The organism is Streptococcus suis (genome assembly GCF_002964575.1).
Classification (GTDB): domain Bacteria; phylum Bacillota; class Bacilli; order Lactobacillales; family Streptococcaceae; genus Streptococcus; species Streptococcus suis_R.
Map to the genome: position 1 here is coordinate 1 of NZ_POQQ01000032.1, position 10,391 is coordinate 10,391.

The window sequence follows — 10,391 nt, forward strand, 5'->3', positions numbered from 1 at the left end:
TTAGTCAAAGAGGAATTGACAAGTAAAGAGGGAGCCCGCATTTATGCCAAACGCAAGGTGGATGTCGAACCTGTATTTGGTAGGATGAAGGGTGTTTTTGGCGTGCGCAGAGTTCATGTCAGAGGTCAAAAAGTGGTTGAAACCGAGATAGGCTTCCTCCTAATGAGTATGAATCTCACGAAATTGGCTAAGAAATTAGTCCAAGATAATAGAGATAAAAAGAAAAACACAGACAGTTCGGCTGGATTTCATCAAAATCAGCTCAATCTGTCTGTGTATTTTTTAGTTATTGGCTAGTTATTGGCTAGTTTTTGCCCAGCCTCTTTCTTTGTTTATTTGATTAAGCCAAGATCGTATTTCATTCCCAAAATTCGTTTGACGGATTGGTCAATCCGATCCTCTGTAATTGTACCAGCCTTTACTTGTTCGACAATATAAGGTATTTGACTGGCATAACTTGAAGACAAAATCATATCTGTCCCAGCTTGAATAGTTTGCAGGGCACCTGTATTCTGATCGACGAATTGTGATAGGCCCAACATATCAAAATCATCTGTCATAATGACCCCTTGGAAGCCAAGCTCAGAACGTAATAGTTTGTTGATTTCAGGTGAAATAGATGATGGGACATCATCAATAGCAGGTACAATATTGTGACTGACCATGATGGAGTCTGCACCTGCCTCAATACCAGCTTTAAAGGGGAGAAAATCATTGGCCCGCAATTCTTCTAAACTTCGATTGTCATAGACCAAATCCGTATGCGAATCAGCATTATTCCCGTAACCTGGGAAATGCTTCAGGGTCGAAGCAAATTGTTCCTGCTTCAAGAGCTGAACCACTTGGCTGATATAGGTTGATGTCACTGCAGCATCTTGCCCAATAGTCCGATCATAAATGAAGGACAACGGGTCGGTAGATAGGTCAGCGATGGGGAAGAATCCCGCATGAATACCTACATTCTTTAATAATGTAGTCTTTGATTTTGCATCTTCTAAAACAGCCTCGAGTCCACCAGTTTGGTACAAATCAAGTGGCGATGCAAAGGGTGTTTCTAATAACTGGCTAATCCGCGTTACCGTTCCTCCTTCTTCATCAGAAGCAATCAATAGTGGTACTTTGGAATTGGCTTGGTAGCCTGCAATCTCTTCCTTGACTTGTTCTAAGGTCTTACCTTCATAATCCCGTGAAAATAAGATATATCCACCAAACTGATAGGAAGAAAGGTCATCCAACTGATTTTCCTCAGGTACACGAGCAAAAATCATCTGCCCAACTTTCTCTTCCAAGGTCATCTGTTGCATATAGTCAAAGATACGCTTATCCTTAGCAGAAATTTCCTGAACAGGTACAAAAGAAGGACTGTTGATAGACTGTCCTTCTCTTTTATTTAGTAGATATAGCAGGGGCAAGAAAGCAAGAATCGACAAACATATTAAAAGTGTTTTTCTAACACCTAGATATTTTTTTACTCTAGCTCTACGCACATTTACTATCCTTTTATTCGATTTAGATAATCTTGATAAGATTCTGTTTCCATCAAAGCCTTGGCATTTTCAACACGTGCTTTTGTCGGTGGCTTGGTTCCCTCCAATGGATAAGGTCTGCCCAGCTCACGCCACTTAAATTCACCCAGGTTATGATAAGGCAAGACTTCAAAACGTTCTACGTTAGACAAAGTTTTAACGAATTTCCCTAATTCAACCAAATCATCATCGCGGTCTGTCAAACCTGGCACTAAGACATGACGAATCCAAACAGGTTTGCCAATGTCCGATAGGTAACGGGCACACTCTAGAATGGTTTTATTGCTATGACCTGTTACGATACGGTGTTGGTCTGAATTGATTTCCTTAATATCTAAAAGAACTAAGTCTGTCACTTCCATCAAGCGATTGTATTTTTCCAAATAACGCTCAGTCGAACGGAAGGTCAGTGCACAGGTATCCAAAGTCGTATGGATGCCTTTTTCTTTTGCTAAGGTAAAAAGTGCAATCAAAAAGTCAATCTGAACAGTAGCTTCACCACCAGATACGGTAATACCGCCTTCCTTGCCCCAAAACATACGAAAACGCATCGCTTCATTTAAGACATCTTCAGCAGTACGTTCTGTCGCCGCTGGATTAACTAGGTCCCAAGTGTCTGGGTTATGGCAATACTGACAACGCATGTGGCAACCTTGCATAAAGACAACAAAACGCACGCCTGGTCCATCTACTGACCCAAAACTTTCTGTCGAATGAACCAATCCTGTGACTTTACGATAATCTATTTCTGTCATAATCTCAACCTCATCACTTTATAGGTATAGTATATCACAAAATTGAAAACGCTCCTATTATTGCATACCGCTGTTTTAGCGAATCTATTTACACTAAGAAAAATTATTCCGAAGAATCTGGAAATCATTGGAGATTGGATAAACACTGAACATCTTTTATCTTCGAATATATATGGAATTCTTTACACTTCTCATTTTCTAATAACAAGTTTGAAAGGAACAGAGGAAAGATTGCAACAGGTTGAAAAAGAGTTCGTCAATATAGTCTTTTCGTTTACTTTTAGTACTCGCTCCAAAGGTTCGGGGAACCTTTGGAGGTTGGAGATAGGGCGAACAAAGTTCGTTACAAAAAGGTTTGGGGAACCTTTGAAGGCTGGAGATAGCGCGAACCAAGTTCGCTTCAAAAGCCGCAGGCATAACTCAATGCTTTCTTATTTCTAGGTGACCAGCTGATGTACTTCGCTTTTTTGTTTTCAGGCTCAGGCTGAAACAGTTCCCCAAACAAGCCTCGCTTTTATATTTTATAGCTCGGGTTAAAACAGTCACTCCCCTGACTGTTTTAATCCACTCCACCGGACTATTCGTATCCCCCAGATTGTTGGAATAATCTAAAACCAGCTACTTAGCAGTAACTGGTCCTTTCTTATTCTTCTGAATCTTCCTCTACAATAGGTGTCATCATCATTTTAAGCTTGGTTACCCGACCATTTTTTACCTTATCATTGATAAAGACTAGATGGTGGTCCTTACTGTCCACCTCAAAGGTAACTTTTTCTTCCTGACTAGGAATGGTGCCGACACCTGTCAAATAATAACCAGCAATAGTATCCACATCATCGCTTTCTAGCTCTGTATCAAAATGTTCATTGAAGTCATTGAGGGTCATACTTCCTTGGACAATATAGGTATTCTCAGCAATTTCACGAACGAAAATTTCTGTCTTGTCCGTTTCATCATCAATTTCACCGACAATTTCTTCCAACAAATCTTCTAAAGTCACCAGACCAGCAACCCCACCGTATTCATCCAGTAAGATAGCCATCTGATTTTGGCTATTTCGCAATGATGTCAACAAATCATCCACAAAAATCGTTTCCGGAACAAAGAGTGGCTCCTGCATAATACGGCGAATATTGAGATTGTCAAAGCCATTGCTAAATGCGGCGGATAGAATTTTCTTGGTATGAATTAGACCGATGACGTTATCCTTATCTCCTTCATAGACTGGAATCCGAGAAAAATTCTGTTTGAGGATGGCCGCCATAATGGTTTCCGTATCATCTTCAATATCCACCATGAAAGCATCCGTACGGGGAACCATGACCTCACGCGCCATCAACTCATCCAGAGAAAACACGCCCTGCAACATCTCAATTTCTTCCGCATCCAAGGTCTGCTCACTCTTGGTCAAGATATATTCAATTTCGTCCCTTGTCATCTGCTCATCCGCATCATCAAAATTCATAGGTGTAATGCGGCTGATGAGATTGGTAGCGGCTGACAAGAGCCAAACAAATGGGCTAACAATTTTTCCTAGGAAAATAATCACAGGTGCAGTGACCACTGCCAAATTTTCCTTCATATTCATAGCGATTCGCTTGGGATACAATTCCCCAAGCACGATGGACACAAAGGTCAGCATAGCCAAGGCCAGCCAGTAACCTGCTGTTTGGGCTGTTGTTGAGTTCCCCATCCATTTGGCAAAAACAGCTCCCAAATCATTGGCCAAGCTGGCACCAGAGAGGATGGAAATAAAGGTAATCCCTACCTGAATGGTTGAAAGGAAATTATTGGGATTTTCTAAAACTTGTAATAAGCGAATATATTTCTTCTCACCGTCTGCTGCCTTTTGTTCCACCCGTGAGCGATTGAGGGATACGAGAGCCATTTCTGATGCTGAAAAGAAGGCATTGAACAGGGTCAATAAGAATAAAATTAACAGTTGTAAATAAATGGTCTGACTACCAGGGTCTTCCATGATGTTCTCCTATAATAAAATTTATAACATTCCTATTATACCATAAAATCCAAATTTTAACATATTTCTTGTTACAAATACTCTCTCTTGCCCTTTTATGTTACAATAATCAAAAGGAATAGGAGAGTGACTATGGTTATTTCAATGAAAAATGTCCATTACAAACGACAGGGGAAAACTATTTTAGAAGACATCAACTGGGAGTTTAGAAAGGGAGAGCGTTGGGCTATTTTAGGCCTTAACGGTGCTGGAAAATCTACACTTCTTCGCATTTTAATGGCTGAGTTTTGGAAGACATCTGGTGACTTGACGGTTCTTGGAGTGGAGTTTGGTAAGGGAGATATTCCTAGCCTTCGCACTAAGATTGGCGTCGTAGGCTCATTTCTAGCCGAACGATTTCCCATTGATTTGACAGCTGAGCAGATTGTCTTGACTGGAAAATACAAATCCTCCATCCTTTACCGTGAATACGGTCAAGCTGAATTGGATGAAGCCATAGACATGCTCAAAACCATCAAAGCTGACCACTTGATCGGTCGGACCTATGCTAGTTTGTCACAGGGTGAACGCCAACTCCTGCTCATTGCCCGCAGTTTGATGGAAGAGCCGGCTATTTTGATTTTAGACGAAGCAACTGTCGGCTTGGACCTGCTAGCCCGTGAACGCCTGCTCCATCACATCGACCATATCTGCCAACTCCCAACGGCTCCAGCTATTATCTACGTCACCCACCATGCAGAAGAGATTGACAACAATTTTACCCATGTCCTCCTGCTCAAAGACGGCAAGGTATTGGCACAGGGTCCCAAAGAAGATATCCTGACACCTGAACTCCTCAGTGATTTTTATGGTAATCAGGTAGAATTGATTGACTTGGGTGAGGGAAGATTGTTTATTAAGCCCATATTATAAAAAATAAATCCAGCCCTAGTTTGAGCTGGATTTTAATCGTTCCACCATCACCAAAAATGGTGGGGTATTGACTTGGTTAAGCGGTTTGTAGAGCATGGCCGTAAAGACAGTCTGGTCTAGCTGGCTGACAAAGTCTAAGACAGCATCCTTCTCAACCGCCCCACCCTCATGTCCATAATAAACCATGATGGCTAGGCGCCCCCCAACAACCAGTCGGTCAAGAACTTTTTCAATAGCTTGAAGGGTGGTTGCAGGCAGGGTGATGACAGACTTATCCGCCGAAGGAAGATAGCCCAGATTGAAAATGGCTGCCTTGCACTCCTCCACATACTGGTCTAGGTTTTCGTGTCCAGTCAAAACCAATTGGGCATTGGTCAAGCCAGCTTTTTCTAGTTTTTCAGCCGTTGTGGTCAGGGCTTGTTCCTGAATATCAAAGGCCACCACTTTTCCTGCTCGCTGGGCTAAAAATAGTGTGTCATGGCCATTTCCCATCGTCGCATCAACCGCTAGGTCCTGGTCGGTTAAAATTTCATCTAAAAAGGCATGAGCCATGTGTAAAGGTCTAAGCATTTTCACTCCTTAAGCTAATAATCTTACATAATATTCGGTCAAGGTGGCTTCGTCCACCTTTTTGCGTTGCTGCAACCACCAGCTGACCGTCTCCACAAAAGTGGTCACAACAAAATGCACCAGCAAATCCTCTGGAAGATTCCCCTTGCCCTGCATGTAGTCCTCAACCACTTTTGGAAAAATGTCGTGTTTCAACTCCGCTTCCAGTTCTCTTAGAAAATAGGCATTGCGGGACAATAAAAGGCTGGCAACTCGGTCTTGATTGGTCCGAAAGTGTTTGAAAATATGGGCCAACAAGGTCTTCACATCCGCATCTTCACGACCTGTAAATAAGTGGTGAAAGAGGTCATGACAAAGTTCTTCTAATAAAGCTTCCTTACTGGCATAGTGGGCATAGAAAGTGGAACGCCCCACATCTGCCAGGTCAATAACATCCTGCACGCGCATCTCGTCATAGCCCTTATCATTTAATAAGGTCAAAAAAGCCTGAAAAATAGCTCTTTTTGTTTTTGCAATTCGTCTATCCATTTTTCGTACATTTCAAACAATTTGTTCAGAAAAAGACAAACCGTTTCTCTTGTTTCTAGTTTTTCGGCTCATTACAGTACATAATAAACCTATAAACAGTATAACACAGAAAGGGAATCTCATGTCATCTTCTAAAAATACATTTATCGCTTTTCTCCTCAATCTCAGCTTTTCTATCATCGAGTTTATCTTTGGCTGGCTCTTTGGTTCTAGCGCTATCTTAGCAGATGCTGTTCATGATTTGGGTGACGCTCTCGCCATCGGAAGCTCTGCCATCATGCAAACCTATGCCAACAAACCTGCTGACAAGAACTATCCTTTTGGCTACAAGAGATGGAATATTTTGGCCGCTCTCTTGACTTCTAGCATTCTGATTATCGGCTCCAGCTTAATCCTTGTGGAAAACATTCCCAATCTTTTCCATCCCCAGCCTGTCAATCAAGCTGGGATGCTGGCACTTGGGATTATAGCTGTCATCATCAATTTCCTTGCTTCCCGTATTGTAAAAAATGGCCATAGCCATAATGAATCCATTCTCAGCTTGCACTTTTTAGAGGATATTTTGGGATGGCTGGCGGTCATCCTTGTTTCCATCATTCTTCAATTTACTGATTGGTACTTTCTAGACCCACTTCTCTCGCTCTGTATTGCTATCTTCATCCTCTCCAAAGCCCTGCCAAAAGCCTGGAACAATGTCAAGATTCTACTTGAAACAAGTCCGCAAGGAGTAAACCTTGAAGAAGTGAAAGGAGTCCTCCTGGCTCTTGAAAATGTCCACGAAATCACTCAACTGAATGTCTGGACCATGGATGGATATGAACATTGTGCGACTGTGACGGTCAAACTGACAAATCCTGCTGTAACAGACAAGACCAAAGCAAAAATACGGAATTCTCTTATCACCTTTGGTATTATCCAAAGCACCATCGAAATTTTGTAAAAAATTTTAAAAAGCTTCACATTTTCCCTGCCCAAATACGAATAAATAGGTATGAAGACAATTATCCTATTTTTCCTTGGAGCTTCTATCGGCTCCTTCTTGGGTTTGGTCATCGACCGTTTCCCTGAACAGCCCATTATCGCCCCCTCTAGTTACTGTAATGCCTGCAAGCGACGGCTCAAGGCCTGGGATTTAGTTCCTATTATTTCTCAGCTTTCCACAAAATCTAAATGCCGTTATTGTAAGTCTAAAATACCTTATTGGTATCTGGGACTGGAGTTCTTAGCTGGCCTATTGGTCCTGCTCTGCCATTTTCAAATTCTATCTCTTGCCCAAACCATTCTCATTTTGGCAGGACTAGTTTTGGCCATTTACGACATCAAACATCAGGAATATCCTTTTGCTGTCTGGCTCGTTTTTACTTTTATAGCTCTGATACTCTCCCAGCTCAACTGGCTCTTCTGTGTTCTTTTGGTTCTGGCCTATCTGACTGAAAAATGGCAACTCAATATTGGTTCTGGCGATTTTCTCTACCTGGCAAGCCTCTCCCTTTTGTTTGGCGTGACCGAAATCCTCTGGATTATCCAGATTAGTTCCATCTTAGGACTGGCTATCTTTTTCATCTTTAAACCTAAATCTCTACCCTATGTACCTTTTCTCTTTCTAGCCAGTCTTATCATTACTATCACCTTTTAAATCGAGCCTGGATCGATTTTTTTGGTATAATAGAAAGAATAAAGGAGAAAGCTATGACAGTTTTTACAGATGACAGTTTAACCCTGCATACCGATCTTTATCAGATCAATATGATGCAGGTCTATTTTAATCAAAAGATCCACAACAAACATGCCGTGTTTGAAGTCTATTTCCGTTCTCAGCCCTTTAAAAATGGCTATGCCGTCTTTGCTGGCTTGGAGCGTGTCGTAGACTACCTCAACAATCTTTCCTTCAGCCAGACGGATATTGATTATCTGACTGAATTGGGCTATCCACAGGATTTCCTTGACTATTTGGCAAACCTTGAAATGAACTTGACGGTTCGCTCTGCCAAGGAAGGCGACTTGGTTTATGCCAACGAACCTATCATGCAAATTGAGGGCCCGCTTGCCCAGTGCCAGTTGATTGAAACAGCTATCCTCAATATCGTCAACTACCAAACCCTGATTGCTACCAAGGCCCGTCGTATCAAGGCAGTCATTGAAGATGAGATGCTGATGGAATTTGGAACCCGTCGTGCCCAAGAAATGGATGCTGCTATTTGGGGGACTCGTGCAGCCTTTATCGGCGGAGCTTCTGCAACATCCAATGTTCGAGCTGGAAAAATCTTCGGCATCCCTGTCGCTGGTACCCACGCCCATGCCCTTGTTCAAACCTACGGAGATGATTACAAGGCGTTCAAGGCCTATGCGGAAACCCATCATGATTGTGTCTTCCTAGTGGATACCTATGATACCCTACGAATCGGTGTTCCTGCAGCCATCAAGGTTGCCAAGGAAATGGGCGATAAAATCAACTTTAAGGGCGTACGGATTGATTCAGGCGACATGGCCTATATTTCCAAAAAGGTCCGTCAACAGTTGGATGAAGCCGGCTTTACGGAAGCAAAAATCTACGCATCCAATGACCTGGATGAAAATACTATTCTCAACCTCAAGATGCAAAAGGCTAAAATTGATGTCTGGGGAGTGGGGACTAAGTTGATTACTGCCTATGACCAACCTGCCTTGGGAGCTGTCTATAAGATTGTTTCCATTGAAGATGAAAATGGAAAAATGCGAGATACCATCAAACTGTCTTCAAACGTTGAAAAAGTATCAACGCCAGGTAAAAAACAAGTTTGGCGAATTACATCCAAAGAAAAGGGCAAGTCTGAGGGCGACTATATCACCTTTGCGGATACAGATGTCAGCCAAATGGACAGCATTTATATGTTCCACCCAACCTATACCTACATCAACAAGACCGTGGAAAACTTCGACGCCCGTCCCCTTCTCATTCCTATTTTTGAAGAGGGCAAACAGGTTTATGAACTTCCAAGCCTAGCGGACATTCAGAACTATGCCAATCAGGAATTTGACAAGCTTTGGGATGAATACAAACGGGTCCTCAATCCACAGCTCTATCCAGTTGATTTGGCTCAGGATGTCTGGGATAACAAGATGAACATCATCAACCGCATTCGCAAGCAAAGCCAGGCTAAATCCATTTAAGAAAGGTATGTTATGACCCTACAGGAAACAATCATCAAAGAATTAGGTGTCAAGCCAAGCATTGACCCTAAAGAAGAAATCCGTCGCTCCATCGACTTTCTCAAAGACTACCTGAAAAAACACCCATTTTTGAAAACCTATGTTTTGGGGATTTCTGGTGGCCAAGATTCGACCTTGGCTGGTCGTTTGGCCCAGCTGACCATGGAAGAAATGCGGGCGGAAACAGGCGACGACTCTTACCAATTTATCGCTATCCGCCTCCCTTACGGCGTGCAGGCTGACGAGTCTGACGCTCAGGCAGCCCTAGCCTTTATTCAACCAGATGTCAGCCTAACTATCAACATCAAGGAATCTACAGATGCTATGGTGGCTGCTGTCAATGCAAACGGGCTTTCTATGTCTGATTTTAATAAGGGAAATGCTAAAGCCCGCATGCGTATGATTGCCCAGTATGCAGTTGCCGGCGAACGCAAGGGAGCTGTGATCGGAACCGACCATGCCGCCGAGAATATTACCGGCTTCTTCACCAAGCACGGTGATGGCGGTGCAGATATCCTGCCCCTCTTCCGCCTTAACAAGCGTCAAGGTAAGCAACTTCTAGCAGCCTTGGGAGCAGATGAAAAACTCTACCTCAAAGTCCCTACCGCTGACTTGGAAGAGGACAAACCAGGCCTAGCGGATGAAGTCGCTCTTGGTGTTACCTATAACCAAATTGACGACTATCTAGAAGGCAAAACCATCGACCCTCAAGCCCAAACCATTATCGAAGGATGGTGGAATAGAACAGCCCACAAACGCCATCTACCAATTACTATTTTTGATGACTTTTGGAAATAAACAAATATCCCCTGACGATAGGTGAACTGCTCCCTGTCAAGTGGACAATGAAATAATAAAAGATTAGGCGACGGCCTTGTTCCTCATTTCAAGAGGGGCAAGGCCGTTGTTGCGTTCTTGAAATCGTTGATGATT

Annotated in this window: 10 protein-coding genes and 1 pseudogene; 6 read left to right on the plus strand and 5 right to left on the minus strand. The window is 42.7% G+C overall.

Annotation, left to right across the window (positions count from 1 at the left end):
- Positions 1-199 (plus strand): annotated as a pseudogene (locus tag C1E58_RS02590) (transposase); the annotation flags it as partial.
- 133 nt (positions 200-332) lie between these two features.
- Here C1E58_RS02590 and C1E58_RS02595 read toward each other — a convergent pair.
- The 3 genes from C1E58_RS02595 to C1E58_RS02610 form a co-directional block, all read right to left on the minus strand.
- On the minus strand, positions 333-1,304 hold the full coding sequence (locus C1E58_RS02595; protein ID WP_105209236.1) for a glycoside hydrolase family 3 N-terminal domain-containing protein: 972 nt from the start codon (positions 1,302-1,304) through the stop codon (positions 333-335).
- A gap of 188 nt (positions 1,305-1,492) precedes the next feature.
- Positions 1,493-2,284 carry a pyruvate formate-lyase-activating protein gene (gene pflA / locus C1E58_RS02600; RefSeq protein ID WP_105209227.1) on the minus strand — a complete coding sequence of 264 codons (792 nt, stop codon included), beginning with the start codon at positions 2,282-2,284 and terminating at the stop codon, positions 1,493-1,495.
- Positions 2,285-2,924: 640 nt separating this feature from the next.
- Positions 2,925-4,259, minus strand: coding sequence for a hemolysin family protein (locus C1E58_RS02610; RefSeq protein WP_105209229.1), 1,335 nt, complete (start codon positions 4,257-4,259; stop codon positions 2,925-2,927).
- Positions 4,260-4,391: 132 nt separating this feature from the next.
- On the opposite strand from C1E58_RS02610, the gene C1E58_RS02615 reads away from it, so the two are divergent.
- Complete coding sequence (locus tag C1E58_RS02615) at positions 4,392-5,171, plus strand: ABC transporter ATP-binding protein (RefSeq protein WP_105209230.1); 780 nt, start codon at positions 4,392-4,394, stop codon at positions 5,169-5,171.
- A gap of 15 nt (positions 5,172-5,186) precedes the next feature.
- Here the strand turns inward: C1E58_RS02615 and C1E58_RS02620 are convergent, their stop codons facing one another.
- On the minus strand, positions 5,187-5,741 hold the full coding sequence (locus C1E58_RS02620) for a tRNA (mnm(5)s(2)U34)-methyltransferase (RefSeq protein ID WP_105113374.1): 555 nt from the start codon (positions 5,739-5,741) through the stop codon (positions 5,187-5,189).
- Positions 5,742-5,750: 9 nt separating this feature from the next.
- Positions 5,751-6,269: a TetR/AcrR family transcriptional regulator gene (locus C1E58_RS02625; protein WP_105209231.1), complete on the minus strand. Its 519-nt coding sequence runs from the start codon at positions 6,267-6,269 to the stop codon at positions 5,751-5,753.
- 121 nt (positions 6,270-6,390) lie between these two features.
- On the opposite strand from C1E58_RS02625, the gene C1E58_RS02630 reads away from it, so the two are divergent.
- The 4 genes from C1E58_RS02630 to nadE are packed head-to-tail and all read left to right on the plus strand — an operon-like array spanning position 6,391 to position 10,256.
- Positions 6,391-7,209 (plus strand): cation diffusion facilitator family transporter, encoded by an 819-nt coding sequence (locus C1E58_RS02630; RefSeq protein ID WP_105209232.1) that lies wholly within the window; start codon positions 6,391-6,393, stop codon positions 7,207-7,209.
- Positions 7,210-7,260: 51 nt separating this feature from the next.
- The gene (locus C1E58_RS02635; protein ID WP_105209233.1) at positions 7,261-7,905 is read left to right on the plus strand and encodes a prepilin peptidase; all 645 of its coding nucleotides are present in this window, start codon (positions 7,261-7,263) and stop codon (positions 7,903-7,905) included.
- 53 nt (positions 7,906-7,958) lie between these two features.
- Complete coding sequence (locus C1E58_RS02640) at positions 7,959-9,419, plus strand: nicotinate phosphoribosyltransferase (protein ID WP_105209234.1); 1,461 nt, start codon at positions 7,959-7,961, stop codon at positions 9,417-9,419.
- Positions 9,420-9,431: 12 nt separating this feature from the next.
- The gene (gene nadE, locus C1E58_RS02645; RefSeq protein WP_105209235.1) at positions 9,432-10,256 is read left to right on the plus strand and encodes an ammonia-dependent NAD(+) synthetase; all 825 of its coding nucleotides are present in this window, start codon (positions 9,432-9,434) and stop codon (positions 10,254-10,256) included.
- Positions 10,257-10,391 lie beyond the last annotated feature (135 nt).